This window comes from Methanoregula sp., assembly GCF_049518935.1.
Lineage (GTDB): Archaea > Halobacteriota > Methanomicrobia > Methanomicrobiales > Methanospirillaceae > Methanoregula.
The window spans coordinates 1-19,826 of record NZ_JBEKRH010000015.1; the positions used below are offsets into that span (position 1 = coordinate 1).

The 19,826-nt window shown below is 57.5% G+C and carries 21 protein-coding genes and 1 tRNA gene; 12 read left to right on the forward strand and 10 right to left on the reverse strand.

The window, feature by feature from the left end; genetic code table 11:
- The 3 genes from ABSE13_RS09540 to ABSE13_RS09550 all read left to right on the forward strand — a co-directional run.
- Positions 1 to 477: sulfite exporter TauE/SafE family protein (locus tag ABSE13_RS09540; protein ID WP_424028289.1), on the forward strand; the 477-nt coding region annotated here is incomplete at its 5' end.
- A gap of 252 nt (positions 478 to 729) precedes the next feature.
- A complete protein-coding gene (locus ABSE13_RS09545; protein ID WP_424028290.1) occupies positions 730 to 1,920 on the forward strand; it encodes a cysteine desulfurase in 1,191 nt (396 codons plus the stop codon).
- A 26-nt stretch (positions 1,921 to 1,946) separates the two neighbouring features.
- Positions 1,947 to 3,017, forward strand: coding sequence for a ThiF family adenylyltransferase (locus ABSE13_RS09550; protein WP_424028291.1), 1,071 nt, complete (start codon positions 1,947 to 1,949; stop codon positions 3,015 to 3,017).
- A gap of 62 nt (positions 3,018 to 3,079) precedes the next feature.
- On the opposite strand, the gene ABSE13_RS09555 is transcribed toward ABSE13_RS09550, so the two are convergent.
- From ABSE13_RS09555 to ABSE13_RS09570, 4 genes are all read right to left on the reverse strand, one after another.
- Positions 3,080 to 3,397: a hypothetical protein gene (locus ABSE13_RS09555; RefSeq protein ID WP_424028292.1), complete on the reverse strand. Its 318-nt coding sequence runs from the start codon at positions 3,395 to 3,397 to the stop codon at positions 3,080 to 3,082.
- The gene (locus ABSE13_RS09560) at positions 3,372 to 4,022 is read right to left on the reverse strand and encodes a tRNA sulfurtransferase (protein WP_424028293.1); all 651 of its coding nucleotides are present in this window, start codon (positions 4,020 to 4,022) and stop codon (positions 3,372 to 3,374) included. The genes ABSE13_RS09555 and ABSE13_RS09560 overlap by 26 nt, the downstream gene beginning before the upstream one ends.
- A 238-nt stretch (positions 4,023 to 4,260) precedes the next feature.
- On the reverse strand, positions 4,261 to 4,434 hold the full coding sequence (locus ABSE13_RS09565; protein ID WP_424028294.1) for a hypothetical protein: 174 nt from the start codon (positions 4,432 to 4,434) through the stop codon (positions 4,261 to 4,263).
- 89 nt (positions 4,435 to 4,523) lie between these two features.
- Positions 4,524 to 4,760, reverse strand: a complete 237-nt coding sequence (locus tag ABSE13_RS09570) for an Lrp/AsnC ligand binding domain-containing protein (RefSeq protein WP_424028295.1) — start codon at positions 4,758 to 4,760, stop codon at positions 4,524 to 4,526.
- A 572-nt stretch (positions 4,761 to 5,332) separates the two neighbouring features.
- On the opposite strand from ABSE13_RS09570, the gene ABSE13_RS09575 reads away from it, so the two are divergent.
- Both ABSE13_RS09575 and ABSE13_RS09580 read left to right on the forward strand, forming a co-directional pair.
- On the forward strand, positions 5,333 to 5,689 hold the full coding sequence (locus tag ABSE13_RS09575; RefSeq protein ID WP_424028296.1) for a hypothetical protein: 357 nt from the start codon (positions 5,333 to 5,335) through the stop codon (positions 5,687 to 5,689).
- A complete protein-coding gene (locus ABSE13_RS09580) occupies positions 5,686 to 5,925 on the forward strand; it encodes a hypothetical protein (RefSeq protein WP_424028297.1) in 240 nt (79 codons plus the stop codon). The genes ABSE13_RS09575 and ABSE13_RS09580 overlap by 4 nt, the downstream gene beginning before the upstream one ends.
- Positions 5,926 to 6,169: 244 nt before the next feature.
- Here the strand turns inward: ABSE13_RS09580 and ABSE13_RS09585 are convergent, their stop codons facing one another.
- Together ABSE13_RS09585 and ABSE13_RS09590 are read right to left on the reverse strand one after the other, a co-directional pair.
- Positions 6,170 to 7,330, reverse strand: a complete 1,161-nt coding sequence (locus tag ABSE13_RS09585) for a cystathionine gamma-synthase (RefSeq protein WP_424028298.1) — start codon at positions 7,328 to 7,330, stop codon at positions 6,170 to 6,172.
- Position 7,331: 1 nt separating this feature from the next.
- Positions 7,332 to 8,312 (reverse strand): PLP-dependent cysteine synthase family protein, encoded by a 981-nt coding sequence (locus ABSE13_RS09590; protein WP_424028299.1) that lies wholly within the window; start codon positions 8,310 to 8,312, stop codon positions 7,332 to 7,334.
- A gap of 728 nt (positions 8,313 to 9,040) precedes the next feature.
- On the opposite strand from ABSE13_RS09590, the gene ABSE13_RS09595 reads away from it, so the two are divergent.
- Together ABSE13_RS09595 and cysS are read left to right on the forward strand one after the other, a co-directional pair.
- Positions 9,041 to 9,114, forward strand: a tRNA-Cys gene (locus ABSE13_RS09595).
- A 20-nt stretch (positions 9,115 to 9,134) separates the two neighbouring features.
- The gene (cysS, locus tag ABSE13_RS09600; protein ID WP_424028300.1) at positions 9,135 to 10,394 is read left to right on the forward strand and encodes a cysteine--tRNA ligase; all 1,260 of its coding nucleotides are present in this window, start codon (positions 9,135 to 9,137) and stop codon (positions 10,392 to 10,394) included.
- 646 nt (positions 10,395 to 11,040) lie between these two features.
- On the opposite strand, the gene ABSE13_RS09605 is transcribed toward cysS, so the two are convergent.
- From ABSE13_RS09605 to ABSE13_RS09615, 3 genes are all read right to left on the reverse strand, one after another.
- The gene (locus tag ABSE13_RS09605) at positions 11,041 to 12,063 is read right to left on the reverse strand and encodes a DsbA family protein (protein ID WP_424028301.1); all 1,023 of its coding nucleotides are present in this window, start codon (positions 12,061 to 12,063) and stop codon (positions 11,041 to 11,043) included.
- A gap of 79 nt (positions 12,064 to 12,142) precedes the next feature.
- The gene (locus ABSE13_RS09610) at positions 12,143 to 12,556 is read right to left on the reverse strand and encodes a PCYCGC motif-containing (lipo)protein (protein ID WP_424028302.1); all 414 of its coding nucleotides are present in this window, start codon (positions 12,554 to 12,556) and stop codon (positions 12,143 to 12,145) included.
- Positions 12,557 to 12,570: 14 nt separating this feature from the next.
- Positions 12,571 to 13,155 (reverse strand): hypothetical protein, encoded by a 585-nt coding sequence (locus ABSE13_RS09615; RefSeq protein ID WP_424028303.1) that lies wholly within the window; start codon positions 13,153 to 13,155, stop codon positions 12,571 to 12,573.
- A gap of 209 nt (positions 13,156 to 13,364) precedes the next feature.
- On the opposite strand from ABSE13_RS09615, the gene ABSE13_RS09620 reads away from it, so the two are divergent.
- From ABSE13_RS09620 to ABSE13_RS09640, 5 genes are all read left to right on the forward strand, one after another.
- Positions 13,365 to 13,562, forward strand: coding sequence for a heavy-metal-associated domain-containing protein (locus tag ABSE13_RS09620; protein WP_424028304.1), 198 nt, complete (start codon positions 13,365 to 13,367; stop codon positions 13,560 to 13,562).
- Between the two features lie 31 nt (positions 13,563 to 13,593).
- On the forward strand, positions 13,594 to 14,691 hold the full coding sequence (locus ABSE13_RS09625) for a hypothetical protein (RefSeq protein ID WP_424028305.1): 1,098 nt from the start codon (positions 13,594 to 13,596) through the stop codon (positions 14,689 to 14,691).
- 2 nt (positions 14,692 to 14,693) lie between these two features.
- Entirely contained in the window at positions 14,694 to 16,859 is a 2,166-nt protein-coding gene (locus tag ABSE13_RS09630; RefSeq protein ID WP_424028306.1) for a heavy metal translocating P-type ATPase, read from the forward strand.
- A gap of 157 nt (positions 16,860 to 17,016) precedes the next feature.
- The gene (locus ABSE13_RS09635) at positions 17,017 to 17,526 is read left to right on the forward strand and encodes a cupredoxin domain-containing protein (RefSeq protein WP_424028307.1); all 510 of its coding nucleotides are present in this window, start codon (positions 17,017 to 17,019) and stop codon (positions 17,524 to 17,526) included.
- Between the two features lie 183 nt (positions 17,527 to 17,709).
- A complete protein-coding gene (locus ABSE13_RS09640; protein ID WP_424028308.1) occupies positions 17,710 to 18,636 on the forward strand; it encodes a winged helix-turn-helix transcriptional regulator in 927 nt (308 codons plus the stop codon).
- 488 nt (positions 18,637 to 19,124) lie between these two features.
- Here the strand turns inward: ABSE13_RS09640 and ABSE13_RS09645 are convergent, their stop codons facing one another.
- Positions 19,125 to 19,271, reverse strand: coding sequence for a hypothetical protein (locus tag ABSE13_RS09645; RefSeq protein ID WP_424028309.1), 147 nt, complete (start codon positions 19,269 to 19,271; stop codon positions 19,125 to 19,127).
- Between the last annotated feature and the right edge of the window lie 555 nt (positions 19,272 to 19,826).

Sequence of the window (19,826 nt, forward strand, 5' to 3'; positions counted from 1 at the left end):
ATGTCCCTGCAGATGCTCATCCCGTCCCTGCGGCTGGTACCGGTGATCACGTGGGGGCCGGCCGTCTCCGTGGAAAATCCCGATTCCGGTAATCAGGACAGAACGGTCCGGATTCCCTGTCTCCACCTGCTGGTCTGGGGCGCAATGGGCGGTCTCGTGAGCGGGATCACCGGGACCAGCGGCGGGGCGTTCTTCGTACCGGCGCTTATTGGTGCCGGCATCCCGGTACATTTCGCAGTTGCAACCTCTCTCCTTACGATCATCCCCACCTCCGTCACGGGTGCCACAACCCATGCTCTTCTCGGGCACCTCTCGTTGCCGTTTCTTGTCATGTATGGGGGAGGTGCAGCGGTCGGTGCCTATGCCGGGGCATCCCTTGCCCCGAGGATCCACCCAGACCATATCAAAAAAGTATTTGGTATCCTGCTCATCGGTATCGCCATCCTGATGATCCAGCAGAAAGTTCTGGGAGCCTGAATCATGGGGCTCACTTCCCGTGAACTCTTCCCGTTGTGGAGGTGCTCCTGCACAGGATCATTTACGAGGGTAAATTCACGGGGAGAAACCGATACGTCCCGGAGGAAACCAAGCCCCGGATATATGAAGGATCGCCCAACCCGGATACAAACGATTGATGTGAACGCTTATGCCGGAACATGAAAAGGACACTCATATGAACGCAGGAGATCGCTGCATGCTTCGAGGTAAGAATCCATTCCGCGGGGTTCCATGATTCCCGCTGATATCCGGAAGGATTTCCCCCTCCTCTCCGAGGTCTGCTACCTGGACAGTGCCGCGACGAGCCTCTCGCCGGAACCGGTCCTTCAGGAAATGCTCGAGTACGAGCGCAGGTACCGGGCAAATGCCGGCCGGGGAGTCCACAGGCTCGCCCAGCAGGCCTCCCAGAAGTACCGGGATGCCCACGAGAAGGTCAGAAAATTCATCCATGCGCAGGAGGGGGAACTCGTCTTTACCCGGAACTCCACCGAGGCGATCAACACGGTGGCCTCGGGACTCCCGTGGCAGAACGGAGACGAGGTGATCACGAGCCTTGTCGAGCACCACAGCAATCTCCTTCCCTGGATGCGCCTCCGCGACCGGCAGGGGATCGATCTCCGTCTGCTCACCCCCGGACCGGATGGAACCCTGGACCCGTCTGCCCTTGAAGCAGTCATCACGAAGAAGACCCGGCTCGTGGCCATCACCCATGCCTCCAACGTGCTCGGGAATGTGGTGCCCGTCGGCGAGTTTGCAAAAATCTGCCATGACCACGGAGCGCTCCTCCTTGTTGACGGGTCCCAGTCAGTCCCCCATATACCAGTTGACGTGGAACAGCTGGGCTGCGACTATCTCTGCTTCTCCGGGCACAAGATGCTCGGTCCCACAGGTACCGGGGTCCTTTTCATGAAGAATCCCGGTCTCGAGCCCCTGCTCGTCGGTGGCGGAAGTATTGAGCAGGTCACTGCTGCGGGATATACCCTCACGGGCGGTTACGAGCGGTACGAGGCAGGGACCCCGAATATATCCGGGGCCATCGGCCTTGGCCGTGCCGTCGGGTACCTGGAAGCGCTCGGCATGGAGGATATACAACGCCACGAGCAGGATCTCACCCGCCGCATCCTCGCAGGCCTTGCCGGGATAGGGAACGTGGAGGTCTTCGGGCCCGGGCCGGCAGGGGACCGGATCGGGGTCATCTCGTTCACGATACGGGGGCTCAACCCCCATGACGTTGCCGTCATGCTCGACGGGGAGGCAGACATCATGGTCCGGTCGGGCCACCACTGCTGCATGCCCCTCATGCAGCACCTGGGCCTTGCGGACGGGACGGTGAGGGCAAGCCTGCACTGTTACAATACGATCGAAGATGCAGACCTGCTCGTTGATGCCGTAAGGAAGATCGCAGGAGACTGGGAACGCTGAACTTCCGGGAGGCAGGTGATGACCAGATGAAACCCACGGAAGGAGATGGTGCCGGGACGCCGCCGGATCCCGGCAACCGGTCTCAGGACCGGTACTGTCGCCAGAGCCTCCTCCCCGAGATAGGTACGGAAGGGCAGCACAGGCTCAACGATAGCCGGGTGGTCATCGTCGGCCTTGGGGCCATGGGAAGTTCTGCTGCGAATTTCCTGGTTCGGGCCGGGATCGGGCAGGTCGTGCTGATCGACCGCGATCTTGTGGAACTGCACAACCTGCAGCGGCAGATCCTGTACACCGAAGAGGATATCAACCGCCCGAAGGCCGTTTCTGCTGCTGAAATCCTGGGGAAGATCAACAGTTCTGTTGCGGTTGAGGCCCATACAAAAGACCTGAACGTATCGAATGCCGAAAAATTCCTTGTCGGTGCGGATGTGATCCTTGACGGCACCGACAACCTCCAGACCCGGTTTCTCATCAACGATGTCTGTGTAAAGCACCATATTCCCTGGATCTATGCCGGTGCTGTCGGGACCAGCGGCATGGTGATGCCGATCCTGCCAGGCAGCACTCCCTGTTTCCGGTGCCTCATACCGTCGCTTCCCGCACCCGGCATGCTGCCTACCTGCGACATTGCAGGGGTCCTGAACACGATCCCGGGTCTCATCGCATCCCTTGAATGCACCCTCGCTTACGAGATCCTCACGGGCAGGTTCGAGGCCAGAAATGAGACTGCGTACCTGGTCCATATCGACGCATGGCGGCAGACGTTCGACCGGATGGCAGTGCGGCGGCGGGCGGACTGCCCGTGCTGCGGGGAGGGGCAGCTGGACTTCCTGGATGCCGTGTCCCGGGAGATGATCACCTCGCTCTGCGGGCGTGACGCGATCCAGATCACGCCTGCAGCTCCGATGGAGATCCCGCTCGAGGAACTGGAGGTAAGGCTCAAACCACTCGGTGAGGTAAAATTCACTCCATACATGCTCACCTTCCGGTCAGGAACAGATGAGCTCTCCATCTTCCGGGATGGACGGGTGATCATCAAAGGGACGAAGGATGAGGCTGCGGCACGTTCGCTCTATGCCCGGTATATCGGGTTGTAACTCCCCGCAAGACTCCCGGCCGGCGGGTATCCGGAACCCGGTTTTGGGCCGCGCTCTTTTCCTCAGTTGCGGGGGCGCTGTTCCGGTCCCCGGGAATTGCAGTGCTTCCGCATCGCATCCGTTCCATCCAGCCAGCCGGCAATGCGTCCGGCCTGCTCCATCGCAAGATCCTGTACATCTGTCTTCAGGATGAGGCGCCCGTCCCGGTGGATCGAGACCTCGCACCGGTCGTTCACGATCAGGAGGACACCGGCATGGGCTACGATCGTGCAGACAGGTCTTAAGATCTCCTCGCACCGGTCAAGGTCGAGGCTGAACCGTTCCCGGGGGATCGCCTCGAACGCGGCCGAGGTCTTACAGGGCTTCAGGAGCGAGTACATACATCCCCTCCAGAGACTTCTCTACAAGCGCGTTGATATCGATCTTCCCCTCTTCGGCAAGCACATCCGGGAGTTTTGCGGCTGTCGAGGGTTGTTTGGGCACGATGGTGCAGCAGAGGCCCGGGAGCGTGGAGATCTCATATGTCCCGATCCTCCGGGCGATTTCGATGATCTCGACTTTGTCAAGGCCGATGAGCGGACGGATGATCGGCAGCTTCGCGACCTGGTTCACTACGTTGATGTTCTGGACGGTCTGCGAGGCCACCTGCCCCATCGACTCACCGGTCAGGATCCCGACCGCTCCCTCCCGTTCCGCTATCCGTTCCGCTACCCGGTACATCATGCGCCGGCAGAAGAGGCAGTGCAGGTGGCGGTTGCAGTTCCGGGCAAAGACGATATGGTTTGGTCCATGGGGAACTACGTATGTCCTGATCGGGCTCCCGGTCAGGTCCCGGAGGTGACGGACCAGGTGCAGGGCCTTGTCGAGGTTTTTGTCATCCGTGAACGGGCGGTTGTCCATGTGGACGGCCACGATCTCGACGCCGCGGCGGATCATGAGATAGGCCGCAACCGGTGAATCAATACCACCTGAGACAAGAGCTACCAGTTTTGCCAGGTTTTTCACCCCCTCGGATGTATTTGCCCGGATGGGCGGACTGACTGGGAACGGGGGAATCCGCTCCTGTTGTTTCCCTCATGAGGGCCGGTTGACCCGTCATCCGAACTCCGGGAAAATTCACAATCGTGAATTATGGTAGTACTTCACTGTTGTCAATACATATAGTTTCTGCGTCGTCGAAGGAAATGCCTGAAGAAAGACTCATCCACAGGAACCGGACTATCATCCATTAAATGATCCCTCATCAGGGCACGTTTATCCTAAGACCGCAAACGAGGAATGCGCCCAGCCCTCCAATCACGCCGGATGCTGTTGATGCGAGGGCAATGAGAACCGTAACGGTTGCGGTATTACAGGGATGAATGATGATCCCGAATGGCATACCGAGAATGAACGCTGCCGGGGGCGGGCTTCCCATCCATGAGAATGGATGGACTCCCGGAATCTGCCCGATGTTACTATCGAAGATAAGGGGGTTTTTGATGTTTCAGGAAATTGTTCAGACTATCAAGCCCATTCAAACACAAAGTCTGTTATCGTCTTTTTTATCCCCTTGACCTTCCTTACTTCACTCAAAGTTTTTGTCACGATTTCTTCATAATTTTTACCTTCAATTGATGCCAGAAGATCCTGCGTTCCTGTTACAAAGTCTGCACTTTTTACTCCGCTGATCTTTTTCAATGCAGCTTTTACTTCATTCTCTTTTCCAGTATCTATATCAATTTTCAAATATGCTTTTGCCATGAAAAGTCAACTCCGTTTGTTGTACTCCAGATATGCCGTGTCAAAGATTGTTTCACGACAGACGATTTTGATTTACCCCAAAGAACCTTCCCATTTATTACCCTCTTGGATAGGACGATCGTATCCTCGGAGATTTTGGGGTTTTTTCAAAATCCTCAACGACTTTATCGAACTGTATGGTATTTACCGATGTAGAAATCCGCAAAAATGGCCTGAAGTATTTGGAAAATGAAATTGGTAATATCGCCGTAGTGACATGGTTGGCAGAGATTGGTAATTTCTCAGATTTTCCCATTTAGTGGATCAAACAGGGATTGGCGAAAACACCAAAGACGATGTGGCAGAGCCCGCGGGGACCACGTAGATCTTGATCGGGCTCACGGTCAGGTCCCAGGGGTGCCGGACAATGTGCAGGGAAACCGGATAACCCGTTGAAATGGCTGTTTACGCCGTTGAAGTTCTTACCTGCGCCCGTGTTCCCCCGAAAAATTATTTCTGTCGCTCATAAATTTGTGCAATTTTTGCCCCTAAAATATTCCTTATATGCATACAAGGCGACCTGTATACTAACCATGCAGACAACTATAGACCGCGAGAAGCGCCGGGAATACCGGCATAAAATTCTCAACAACCTATCCGCCATCGTCACCGCGGTTGACGAGCTTGACAGGGCGGTAGCTGTTGCGAGGAACCACCTGCACCTGCACGACCGGTTCTTCTTTCAGCACCTGGCAAACCTCCAGGACGATGAGTCATATGGAACAACCGAGGATCTGGTTGAACTGTACCTTGATACCGTTCAGGTTCTCGGCCGTTTCGAACGGGCACGTACCCACATGAACACTGTCTGCACCCTCATGCACTACTATGATTATTCGTCCAATGCCGTCTTCGGGCAGTTTGCTGCACAGGAGGCGGAACAGCTGTGAGCTACGGAACCCTCGGGTACGGGTTTTTCCGGGACAGCGACCAGTTCAGGAGAAAGGTCCTGTACTGGCATATCATTCCTTCCTGTACAGAACTGGGATTCAGGAGCCCGTCCATGCCCGCCCCGGATTCCCTGGCTTCCTTTGCAGAAGGCAGCCGGGTCCAGGACCAGCTGGTATTTGCCGCATCCGCTGCAGAGATGGCGAAAAGCAGATCACTCTCCACGATGATCACCTGAATCTCCCCGGATCTATCCCGGATCTTTTTTAATCCGTTTAAAAAACGTCAGGAACGCACGATACCCGGCTATATAGTCCGGAACCCGGGACATCCGGGCCGGCAGGTACCGGGACGGGCCTCTCGAGTCCCCCTCACGGTCGGGAGATTCCCCTGAACTGTGCTGGACAACTTCCTCCTGTATATCCCGGGGCCGGATGGAAAAAATAGTTGAACCGGTGCCGGTTTTGCCCGGCAGAACATGATCAGATGGTTCCCAGTGCCTGGTCGAGATCCGCGAGAAGGTCGTCAGCGTTCTCGATCCCCACGGAGATCCGCACCAGGGTATCACTGATACCCACTTTTTTGCGTTCCGACGGAGGGATCGAAGCATGCGTCATCGTTGCCGGGTGTTCGATCAGGGACTCGACGCCCCCGAGACTCTCTGCGAGCGCGAAGAGGTGCAGGTGCCGGAGGAACTTCCTGGTCTCGGCCTCCCCACCTTTCAGCTCAACGGAGAGCATACCCGAGAACCCTTTCATCTGCTTACGGGCCAACGCATGCTGGGGGTGCGAGGCGAGGCCGGGATAGTAGACGGCGGCAACCTTCGCATGCCCTGACAGGAACTCAGCCACAGCAAGCGCATTCTTCTCGTGCCGCTTCATCCGCAGCGCCAGTGTCTTGATCCCCCGTGAGACCAGGAAACTGTCGAACGGCGAGAGGATCCCGCCCGCGGTATTCTGGTGGAAGCGGAGTTTCCGGAAGAGTTCTTCATCGGACGTGACAAGTGCCCCGCCGATCGAATCGCTATGGCCGTTGATGTACTTGGTCGTGCTGTGGACTACAACATCAGCCCCAAGCCCGATCGGCTGCTGGAAGTACGGGCTTGCAAATGTGTTGTCTACCACGACCCGTGCCCCTGCATCGTGGGCGATCCCCGCGATCGCACGGATATCACAGAGCCGGAGCAACGGATTTGTCGGCGACTCCAGCCAGATAATCTTTGTGTCCTTGCGGATCGCTGCTTTGATATTCTCCGGGTCCCGGGCATCGGCGTACGAGAAGCCGATGCCATAATTTTCCTGGAAGACCCGGGTGAAGAGGCGCCGGGTCCCCCCGTAAAGGTCGTCGAAGGCGACCACGTGGTCTCCTGCTTTCAGGAGGCTTAAGCAGAGCGTGGTCTCCGCGGCAAGCCCCGAGGAGAACGCAAGACCGTACCGGGCCCCCTCAATCGCTGCCAGTTTCTTCTCGAGTGCAAACCGTGTGGGGTTCCCGCTCCGGGAATACTCAAAGCCCCCAGTTGGCTCGTCTACATCTCTTCGGGCAAAGGTGGATGAGAGGTGGATCGGGACCACCACGTCACCGCTGGGATGCCCGTCAAAATCCGGCTCCTCGCCGGCATGGATTGCCTGGGTATCGAAGCCCATATCAGATCACATCCGCGAATCCATTGGCCTTCATCCACTCGTCGTTGAAGATCGAACTCAGGTAATTACGCCCGGTGTCCGGGAGCAGCACCACGAGTACGTCTTTTTCGGTAAGGTCCTTTGCGACCTGTGCCGCGGCAAAGACAGAGGCGCCCGATGTCCCGCCGACGAGGAGCCCTTCCTCGCGGGCAAGGCGCCGCGTCATCCGGAAGGCATCCCTGTCTTCAACGGCGATCATGTCGTCCAGGACTGCCATGTCCACGGTCTTCGGTATGAAATCCTCTCCCGTCCCCTCCGTTTTGTAGGGGTGAAGGTGAGGTTCCGTACCGTGAAAGACGTGGTGGTAGAGGGAGCCCTCGGGGTCCACGCCGATGATTTTGATATCAGGGTTCTTCTCCTTGAGATAGCGTGCGGCACCGGAGATCGTCCCTCCGGTCCCGAGACCGGCAACGAAGTGGGTGACATGACCACCGGTGTCCCGCCAGATCTCCGGGCCGGTCGTGGCATAATGCGCAGCCGGGTTGTTCGGGTTCTCGAACTGGTTGGGGACAAAACCACCCGGGGTCTCACGGGCCACTCTCGCTGCCACCTTGTAGTAACTGCGCTCATCGTCGGGCGGCACGTTGGTCGGGGTCCGGATCACTTCCGCCCCGTATGCCCGCAGCAGATATTCCTTCTCCATGCTCATCTTCTCGGGCAGGGTGAAGATCACTTTGTACCCGCGCAGCACCGCTGCAATCGCGAGGCCTGCCCCGGTATTTCCCGCGGTGGGCTCGACAATCGTTCCCCCGGGCCGGATCAGCCCTGCCCGTTCCGCCTGGTCCACCATGTTCGCTGCCGTCCTGTCCTTGACACTCCCTCCGGGATTGAAGCTCTCGACTTTTGCAAGCACGAGCGGCCGCGTCCCTTCCGGCATCACCTTATTGAGCCGGACCAGCGGGGTGTTCCCGATCAGTTCTCCAATGCTGTCATAATATCTCATCGTCGTCCTCCATCTGGTTCATTTTTGCATCTCCTTTCTCTCGCGAATTTCCTGTACATCAGGAAAACAGGTGCACGGGAATTCACCAGCATCCGGCAAAAAGCATGATTGCCGGTGGCCCGGGGTGGCAGTTACTGCCGACAAGCTGAAAAAGGAGCGGAGATACGGGTGCCGGAAACACCGGGATGGTTGCGTACACTCTCTGCAGGGGCCACGCAACCTCGCACTCCAGGGATTGTATTGCCGGGAACGACCTTCCCTGTTCCCGGTCCGGTGGTAATCTGGGTCATGTTCACGATCGTGATTTTGGCTACTACCTGTTGACCCCGGGGTTATAAAAATGTAGAGATATGGGCGATTTCCGGATCCTGCCTGATTTTCTGGAGATAGAGGCATGTCTTCGTCAGGGCAGTTCTGTCCAGATCCCCCCTCCATCATTGGCCATGAACGGCAGACCGGGGCCGGCAGCCGGGAAACAGGGCAGTAGTAACAGTCCTGTCAAATTTGGCCTGAATGCGAGGTTTTTAATCGCCTGAATGATTTATACTGTGCAGGAAATGGAGTGATTGAGGCAAGATCATTTCCCCCGAATATCCCCGCTCGCCTCAGGCACACTGCTGATAATTTCTATCGTTGCAGGATTCCGGAAGATGCGTCCCGGATGAACCGGGTTTATATCGTAAGGATTCAGTGATTCCCGGGGGATACACAACACGATCAGTACCAGGGCCGGTGTGGCAGAACGGTTTAATGCCTTCGCCTGCAAAGCGGATGTCTGGGGGTTCGACTCCCTCCGCCGGCGCTTAGTATCGGAAGATTGTCATGGAACTGTACAGCACGTTATCGAAAACCGTAGAGCCGCTCGTGACCCTTCACCCGGACAGGGTGTACCTGTTTGTCTGCGGTCCCACGGTCTACGATTATTCGCACCTGGGCCATGCCCGGACCTATGTGGTCTTCGACGTGCTGGTAAAGTACCTCCGGTCGACTGGTAAGGAAGTCTTCTATCTCCAGAATATCACGGACGTGGACGACAAGATCATCAACCGTGCCAAGGAGGAGGGCATATCCCAGAACGAGCTCTCCCGGAAGTTCGAGACCGAATACCTCCGGGACATGCACAGCCTCGGTATCGATGCAGTCAGTTACTATGCCCGGGCCACTACCCATATCCCGGAGATCATCGACCAGGTGGAGCGCCTGATCGCCCGGGGTGTGGCCTATGTCACGGAGAACGGGGTCTATTTCAACCTGGACACGTTCGATGGCAATGGGGAACTCTCTGGTCAGGAACGGGCAAAACGCGTCAGCCGCGTGACGGATGCCACAAAACACAATCCGCACGATTTTGCACTCTGGAAGACCGGGGAGTACGGCGAGTATACCTGGGATTCCCCGTGGGGCCGGGGCAGGCCCGGCTGGCATATCGAGGACACAGCGATCTCCGAGAAATACTTCGGGCAGCAGTACGACATGCATGGCGGCGGACTGGACCTGATCTTCCCCCATCACGAGGCGGAGATTGCGCAGATGGAGTCGCTGGAAGGAAAACACCCGATGGTCAGGTACTGGCTGCACACGGGGTTCCTGACCGTGAAGGGAGAGAAGATGTCCAAGTCCCTCGGGAACTTCGTCACCATACGGGATGCTCTGAAGTCCTGGAACAAGGATGTGCTCCGGTACTTCATCCTCCTCTCGCATTACCGCTCCCCGCTCCAGGCAACCGAAGAGGGAATGGCCAATGCGGCAAAGGCACTCGAACACATACGTGCAGTGGCAAAGAAGGACTACGGTGTGAACGAGGCCGGCAGGAAGGCATTCAGGGAAGCGATGGAGGCGGACCTCAATACCCCGATGGCACTTGCGGCGGTCCAGGGACTTGCTGCAAGCGGGGATATCAGTGCCCTACGGGAGTACGGCGCGATCCTCGGTATCAATTTCCTGCGCGAGACGAGCGCACCTTTGAGTGTGCTGCACGATATCCGGGCTGAGCTCCGGGCCCGGAAACAGTTCGATGTAGCAGACCTGATCCGCGAGCGTATGGTCAATGCCGGGATCAACATCACCGATGCGCCGCTCTGAACGAGTGCCCCGCCGGTGATACTCTTAAATAAGGATTTTCACTTCATCTGATGCAATCGGTTTTTTTATCTATACTGACAACCGCGAATACCTGAATGTGCTGGAGCACCTGTACAATCGGTAGCTCAACCATTTGGACGTGCGAAAGTTCCCTCCGGTACTCTTCTTCTCCTTTGTCGCGGTATCGGGAGGATTGGGGAGGTTTTCTGAGATGCAGTCAACATGAGCCATTTCAGCCTCCGATTACCCCTTACGGGAGTCCGGCAGGCAACATTTCAGCGAAAAGACGCACCCTGATTCCGGGAAACGGCCATTTCAGCCATGTATTGGCAATCTGAATGCCTTTATGGGCAAAGAAATGACCCCATTTAGCAACGATACAGTGGCAGATATCCAGAAATACGGGCTGGAGATCGAGTCGCGGGTGACCGATCATCCGATCCAGGGGAGATACCGGGATCCGGTCCTGTCAAAAAAACGGACCTTACCGCCCCAGCGGGGAGGGAGAAAGGAGTTCCTTCAGTTTTCTATCCTTCATACTTCTCCTCCGGCATCTGCATCCGAAATTGCCACTCCTTCCCGATGGTGTGTTATTTTTACCAGAATAGAGTCGGCCACCGTTGAAAATGGTGGCCGGAAAAAATGATTATGCGCATCCACCGCCACTGTTGGTTGTTGTCGCGTTGGAGAGCGTGGTGGTGCATTCAGAAGGCGCCGTATCAAAACTATTGCAGATCGCCTCCTTGTATGCCTCCGGTGTACGGGCACCGGAATACTCCACACCGTTGACGAGCAGCGTGGGGGAGCCCGAGATCCCGTTCGCGCCTGCATCCATCTCATCGGCTTTGAGGAGCGCCAGCCCGTCGGACCCGGTGGCGCAAGAGGTGATCTTCGCTGCGTCCATATTCAATGCGGAGGTCACATTCTGCTGGCAGGCCTCGAACGCTGTCTCATTCCCCCGCTGGGGATAACACTGTTCGTCGAACAGCTTCACGTAATTCCAGAGCTGGCCCGGATAATCCTGGTTGATGCAGACCTGCCGGAGGTCTTCCTGTGCCTCCGCCTTGCCGTGCAGGGACTGGACGGAGTCTGTCGTGTTGCCACTGATCGTGGTAATGTACCGGATCCGGATGTCGGCCTTCGATCCCAGGAGGTCCTCAACCGGCCCCATCGCTGTTTCTGCCTGGGTGCCGTAGGGGCAGAACGCCATCACGTACAGGTCTGCCTCCGGGCGGGAGGATTTTTTCGGTGGCTGCTGCTGGACCGGAGGTGCGGCAGGTGCACTCATGTTAATCGGGTTGACGAAGAGATTGGTGCAGTCGCCGGTTGTGAACACCGTCGTGTTCTGTGACTGGTACCGGAGGGTGAATGCATAGATGCCCCCGGTATTACTCACAGAGACAAGGGATGCAGAGGTTCCGGGCTGGACAAGGTTCGCGTTGACAAACTGGAGAACTTTATCCCCGCATGCGGACGGCGTGACGGCATTCCCCGGGGCAGGGGGAAAAAAACCGGAGGAGAACGCGAGAAATGCGATGAGAATGATGAAAATCCCCCCCAGGGGGGCGATAAGTCTCCATTTCCCCGGCAGGAGCGCGGTAGCGTTCTTCGAAGACGGGACGGATACTCCGCGTGGGGACTCTTCTTCTGGCTTGGTTTCCTGTGTCAATGATATCCCTCTGAAATGTAATTGACCTGAACGATGCTATCGGTTTACCAATTTTATTCTTTCTGCAGGGAACATCCCCTCACTGTCCCGTGGCATGTTTCGCATCGATGACTGCCTGGATCCGGGTCTTTGTCATGCCCTGTGCGTACAGTGACTTTACCTGGAGGGTGTCATCGACACACATCTGGCAGTACGCGCCGTGTGAATCATATGACCCGTCCTCCTGGATGAAACAGTCGAGCAGCCCCCGCTTGTGAATCCTTCCGTTGTGGGCCATCTGCATGCAGCCGCAATAGCAGCGGATGCCGTCCAGTTTCTCCGGGTTGTCCCGGGCAAAGATATATGCCTCTTTTATCCTGTCGCTCGTGAGCGCATACGCCGGAAGGGTGGAGTTCCCCTGGGAAGCCTGCGCACCGTGAGGCAGGAAGACGAAGATCGTCACTCCCGCGAGCGCAAGGATGACTGCGATACTTATGAGATACTTTTTGTCCATGATACTGACCTTTTTTATCCTGTTTTCCATACGAGTACCGTGGCGATGACAAGTGCTGCGGCCATCAGGATCATCCCCTGGTAGCCGAACAACCGCATTCCCCGCTTTGCCGTGATGTAATCGCTGGTGGTGAAGACCCCCGTGACCAGGATGGTGCCGACGACCAAGCCGGAGAATAACCGGTCGAACCCGAACGTTTCCATCCCGAGGAGGCTGTGGTAATCCGGCATCGATCGCACAATCCCGGTATCCGTGATGATTCCCGCGTAATACAGGGGGATGGCGAATGCCAGGAAGGAGATGACTACGAGTATTGGTCCCTGGAGGGGATACCGGATCCCTTTTTTGATGAGGATCCGGTCGATCCATAACGCAGAGGCCGCCACAAATGCCCCGAGCCAGAGCCCGACGATCGCGTCATCGACCCCCAGTGCCCGGGCGATGCCGACTCCCACCGCCGCGCCGGCAGTGCATAACGGGCAGTGGGCGGAGACCGGCGGGATGAGTACTGCGGCAAGGAGAAGCACTATTGCAATGCCGATAAGCACGGTCCGAAGACTGCGGTGCGGGGTTTCCGGTATGGGTGTGTGTGGCATCATGCAGATTACTCATTTTCCCGGCAGATCCGTGGCGTTTCATTCTTCATGGCCGGTTTGAAACAGTGTCAGACCAGAGTTATTATACCTCTTATCACAAGTTCGTCTCCCGGTTCAGGGAATACGGAGATGATCCTGTGAGAACACATTTTATATGATCCTCCCAACGGATACTTGCTCAAAAGAGATTCTTGTTAAAACGAGGTAGAACGATGGAAACGACACTGAAGGTTTCGGGAATGCACTGTACCGCCTGCAAGATGCTCGTTGAAGATGCGATAAGCGAGATCAAGGGTGCGAAGGCCGTGTCAGTCGACCACGCCACCGGTGCAGTTACCGTAGCGTACGATTCGAATGAGACTCTTGAGAAGATCAAAACCGCGATCCGAGGAGAGGGTTTCTCCGTCTGAACCATAGTGCGGTACTTTCAGGCAGGACCCCATGGACGATACAAAAGATACACTAGAGAAACGAAAGCCCCGCCGTACCCCGGCCGCACCAGCGAAGAAGGTGAACGCAGACAAGATCCCCTCAGGCGCAGGTACCCCGGATGCATCCGGTGCCCGGGAAGTGAACGGTAAACTCACCGAGGCAGAACTCACCCTCCACGGTATGCACTGCGATTCCTGCGGGAAGATCATCGAGCGTACCGTCATGAAATTCGAGGGTGCCTGTATCAGGGAGTTCGATATGGTGAACAACCGGATCGTGCTCGCCTGCAGTTCAGGCAAACAGCTCAATGAGATCCGGAACACGCTCCTCGAAAAGGGGTACCAGACCCTCCTCCCTGGCGAGGAGGCACAGGATGGGTTCGAGGCGGGGTCCATTCATCGTGGGATCGATTTCATCAGATCCGTGTACACCGGGGAGAATGGCTTTGAGACCGAGAACCTGCTGGTCAAATACTCATTTGACGCCCTCTTCTTTGTCCTTGCTGCCCAGGTACTGCTGTATATGTTCGTATTCAGCCGCATCCCCGGGTTCCTCTCCGCTTACTGGAGTGTCATGCTCCTCACCGCGATCTCCGTGGTGGCGCTACTCTTCGCCTATTACCACGCGTATGCGTTCCGGAAGAGCTTCTCGTGCATGTGCGGGATGATGACCGGCATGACCTTCGGCATGGCGGGAGGCTTCCTGATCGGTGCGTTTGCCGGTGCGACCGATGGGATGTTTGTAGGGAGCCTCGTCGGCATGGCGGTTGGCATGGCCTTCGGGTATTACACGGGACGGTACTGCGGGGTCATGGGCGTGATGGAAGGGATCATGGGCGGCCTGATGGCAGGTACGATGGGAGCGATGCTCTCCGTCATGATGATCTTCGACCGCCTCGTCCCGTTCCTCTTTATCCTCACCGCAGTCGAGGGGGCGCTTCTCCTCGCGTTCAGCTATATGCTGTACAAGGAGTACGGGAACATGACTCCTGAGATGGTGAAGATCGACGGGAACGGGTTCATCGTCATGGCGCTGGCCATAGACCTGGCCCTGACGGTCATTTTCGTGTACGGGCCGAAAGCGGGTACCGTCCTCGGGAGTTTCTGATTATGGTGAAGAAAGTTGAGATCAATGTCGAGGGGATGCACTGTGCATCCTGCTCGACCCTCATCTCGCGGGCGCTTAAGAAAGCACCCGGGGTAGTGAATGTCAACGTGAACTATGCGTCGCGGAAGGCCCGGGTGGAGTACGACGAATCGCAGACCGATGAGCAGAAACTCGTGGCCCTCATCACGTCGAAAGGGTACCCGTCAAAGATCGGCACCGATCCTGACAGCGAGCGCCTTGTACGTGAGAAGGAGATCGCCAGCCTGAAGTTCTTCCTCGTCTTCAGCGCGATCTTTGCCATCCCGGCGCTCCTGACCGGCATGGTCTTCATGGACCTGCCGTACCGGATGCTCGTCCTCTTCCTGCTCGCCACCCCGGTCCAGTTCATCGCGGGAAAGAGTTTCTACCTCGGGGCATGGAGTGCCCTGAAGAACCGGACCGCGAGCATGGATACGCTGATCGCGGTCGGCACGAGCGCAGCCTACGGGTACAGCGTAGCGGCGATGCTCGGGCTGGTAAAAGAGCAGTATTTCGAGACCGCCGCGGTCCTGATCACGCTCGTCATCCTCGGGAAGTACCTCGAGGCCCTCGCAAAAGGCAGGACGAGTGAGGCGATCCGGCAGCTGATGAGCCTCACCCCGAAGGTGGCGACGGTCATCCGGGACGGGACCGAGAACGAGATCCCGATCGGTGACGTGACTGTCGGCGACCTCGTGCTCGTGAAGCCGGGCGGGAAGATCCCGGTCGACGGCACGGTTGTCGAGGGAGGATCGGCAGTCGACGAGAGCATGATCACCGGGGAGAGCATACCGGTCGAGAAGACGAAGGGCTCCGGTGTCATCGGCGGCACTATCAACAAGCACGGGGTGATCCGGTTCGAGGCGACCAAAGTCGGGGGCGACACGGTCCTCTCCCAGATCGTGCGGCTCGTTGAGGATGCGCAGGGGAGCAAGGCAGATATCCAGCGGTTCGCCGACAAGGTGAGCGGTATCTTCGTACCGGTCGTCATCCTCCTCGCCATCACGACCTTCCTTGTCTGGTTCGTCGTGCTCGGGCAGCCGTTCTCGTTCTCCCTCATGGTGGCAGTCGCGGTGCTCGTGGTGGCCTGCCCGTGCTCGCTCGGCCTGGCAACGCCGACGGCGATCATGGTAGGGACGGGGATCGGCGCACAGCGGGGGATCCTGATCAAGAGCGCCGAGAGCCTCGAGATGATGCATAAGATCAACGCGGTGGTCTTCGACAAAACCGGGACGATCACGGTAGGGAAACCGAAAGTAACGGATTTCATCACAGCAGGACCGGAAGCAGAACGCGGGCTCCTTATCGGGTACGCATATGCAGTAGAACGGAACTCCGAACACCCGCTTGCCGAGGCGATCGTCGACTACGCGAAGGCGGAGGGCGCCATTCACGGGGATGTCACGGACTTCTCCGCGATCCCGGGCTCCGGAGTCTCGGCAACGGTAGGCGGGCGATCCGTGTACCTCGGGAAACCGGAGGAGGGTATACCTGATGCCGGCACCGGGGAAACGATCGTCCGTCTCCAGGAAGAGGGCAAGACCGCGATGGTGATGAAGGTGGACGGCGTACCGCGTGCGATCATCGCCGTGGCTGATACGATAAAACCGACCAGCGCAAAAGCCGTGGAGGACCTCAGGATCCTCGGGATCGAGACCTGGATGATCACGGGCGACAACGAGCGGACTGCCAGGGCGATTGCAAAGACCGCCGGCATCACGAATGTCTTTGCCGGGGTTCTTCCGCAGGACAAGGCTGTGTACGTGAAGAAGCTCCAGGAGTCGGGGTTGAAAGTCGTGATGGTCGGCGATGGGATCAACGATGCGCCGGCCCTTGCCCAGGCCGACATCGGGATCGCGATGGGCTCGGGCACGGACGTGGCGATGGAGGCCGGTACGGTCGTCCTGATGCGTTCGGACCCGCAGGACGTGCCGCGGGCGATCCGGCTCGGGAGGAAGACGGTCAGCAAGATAAAGCAGAACATGGTCTGGGCGCTGGTCTACAATGTTATCGGGATCCCGATTGCAGCGGGCGTGCTCTACCCATCATTCGGGATCCTCCTCTCGCCGATCATCGCGGGAGGAGCGATGGCGATGTCGAGTGTATCGGTGGTAACCAACGCGCTCACGCTACGGTGGGCGAGGCTCTAGGTGGATCAGATGAAGATCAGCGAATGGATTCGGGAGAACAAAGGGGCGATCGCGTTTACCGTTACGGTGATGGCGATCGGTACAGCGGCGTACTTCGCGCTTGGCGTGAGCATGCCGTAGTGAATGCAGGCTGGATTTGATAAAGGAGGTTGAAACTATGGACAAAACGATGACCGCGGCACTTGTGGTGATTATAGTGTCGATCATTGCGATTCTCGTTCTCAGCCCGGCGAGCGCCGGGGCCGGGAACACGCTGAAAGCACAGGCAGCGGGATCAGCATCCCCGACGCAGCCGGTTTCCGTACCCGCTCCGGGAAACGGGACAACCCAGACGTTCACGTTGGGCTTCAACGGGTACCAGTACACCCCGGCTGAGATACGGGTCAAACAGGGGACGAAGGTGCGGATCGAAGGTGACACGAACACCCTCGTCGGATGCATGAGCACCGTCAATATCGACGGGTACGGGATCAGCAAATACATCCAGTCCAGCGACAACGTGATCGAGTTCACCGCAGACACGGCCGGCACGTTCCCCATCCACTGTAACATGGGTATGGGTAACGGGAAGCTCATTGTCGAGGACAGTACCGGGACCGTGCCTGTACCGTCCCAGGCACCGGTCGTAGCTACGGGAACGAATGGCTGTTGCAGTAAACCACAGTAGACCCGGAACGGTATCCGGCTGATCATGTCTGTCCCGGCCGGAAAGATGAGGAATTACTATGGAAAGACGAACAATGCTGGCAATTGCCGTGGTCGTGGGCGTGGTCTTCCTGATGATGCATGCCGGCCACATCAGTGCAGTTGTTTCCGGGAAGTAAGCATCCGAAATGCGAACCTTCCGGAGATGATGAGGCGTGCAATGCGGGAGGGGACAATTGACTCCTCCCTCTTCATCCGGAAACCGGAATCTGCCATCTCCTGCCACAAAACCAAGGATTATGTAGTAACAATTGTGAACAGGTACCTGATTATGATCCGCACGAGTGCATGGGCTATGATCTTCCTGATGCTTGCCGTCGCAGCATCACCCGTTGCTGCATCCGGCGTACTGGCAGGTTCGACCATGATGCCGATGCACGGAGGGTCCGGGCAAAATGAAGGGCCGTCTGCCGGCTGTAACTGCCAGGAGTCCCGGCAGGCATCGGCAGCCACGACACGGGGAGAACCCCTCCCGCGTTCGGGTGGACAGGAGTCCTCGCCGTGCAGCGGCTCAGCCTACCCGGTCTTTCCCGGCACGTCGGGTGCAACCGGCCGGGTCTCTGGTATCCGTAGGATCTATCCGAAGAATGTCCTCGATCATCCGGAACGGGCTGCAGTCTACACGGCAATCGTCGCCCGGCCTGGCATCGATCTGGCAGGGATCGTATCGGAACTGGGCATGAACCGCGAGACCCTCCGGTATCACCTCGATCAGCTGGAATCCACCACGCGGATCGTTGTTGGGCGGGACCACGGGATCGTCCGCTATTACGAGAACCACGGACGGTACACACCTCTCGAGCGCACGGTCCTCCAGCATCTCTGGAACCCGACCGCAGGGCGGATCTTATCATTAATTTCCAGCCGTCCCGGGATCACGCAGACTGAGCTTGCCGGGCATCTCGCTATCACTGCGCCAACCGTAAGGTGGTATATCCGGCGCTTCCGGGCAGACAGTATCATCGCCGAACAGCACGAAGGGAGATGCACGAGATACAGCCTTGTACCCGGGGCTTGTCCGTTCGTCCGGCGCACCGAAGCCATTGTGAGCGGCGTCATCGCTGCGGTCTGAAGGTCTCCTTGTCGCCCGTGCTGGAATGTTGTTTTTCCTCTGATCCCCGGATCAGCATGTGCCAAGGGGTCATGGGGTAATCCATTTCTTTTATCCGATCCCAGCGACCCCCCTGACCCCTGCGTCACCCGGTTTCCGGTCTGAACCTGATGACCGGCAGATCCGGAACCGAGGGAGGGTCAGGGGGGTCGTACCCCTCTTTTACCTGATTTCCCTCTTCCCGCACCCCCATCACCCGTGTGCCCCTCCTGACCCCCTTTAGCGGGCACACCGTCCGGCCATGACCCGGCATCCTGCGATATTCTGAACAGATCCCGGTCACGGATTCATTGGCTGAAATGCATGCATTCTCTCTCGCCAGCCGGGGCATACCGAAATTGATACCTTTAGGAAAGTACCGCAGCATCGCGCAGCGGAAGGATGTCCGGGTGAACAGCACAGCTGAAAAGTTCAGATGTGATGTGCAGCTCAGTGGTGCACCAACCCGGTTACTTGTCCTGCCATTCGTTCCGTTCAAGCTCTGCCCTGGTGATCAGGGTCCCGATTGTAAAGCAGGGTTTTCGAGCCCCGGATGGGACGACGGCAGAGGATGGTAGGTGATCGTGGATGGTCTTGGGGGTTGATAGTGTAATCATAAGGGTCTCCTCCCGGGCACAGGAGGTGCCCGAACTGGTGAGCAGTCATTATCGGTCGCTTCGGTGTCGGCTGGGTACGCATATGACTACACATCGGGGAACCTCCCTGGTCTTCCTGGATGGAAACTGTCCTCTGGCGGTCCTTCACGGTTTTTTCCGGATCATAAATGTCCCCCGGAAAACCGGGTCCACACGGCGAAAATACCGGATGGTGGTGATGAACCGTGGTGTCGTGGATCATGTATCTCAACTCTTGGGTGTTCCCCGGAGATAAGGGCTTCAAAACAGGCAAGACTTGCTCAAAAAATAACAGAAATGATACACAAAATCTGAAAATCCGGCAATTGCGATCATCAGGAGTTTGCCGGCCGGGCCGATCACTCAGGTTCAGTAGGGCCCGTCAGGATCCGTGCATTTTCCCAATGGGGGAACCCGGTTATGCAGTTACCATGGCCGCTGATGAATGTCTACGTCATGATAATGGGAACACTTTTCCGGTGCTTTGCAAAAACACTCGCGGCAATATACGGTCGCTTCGTCCCGGCTGAACCGGTA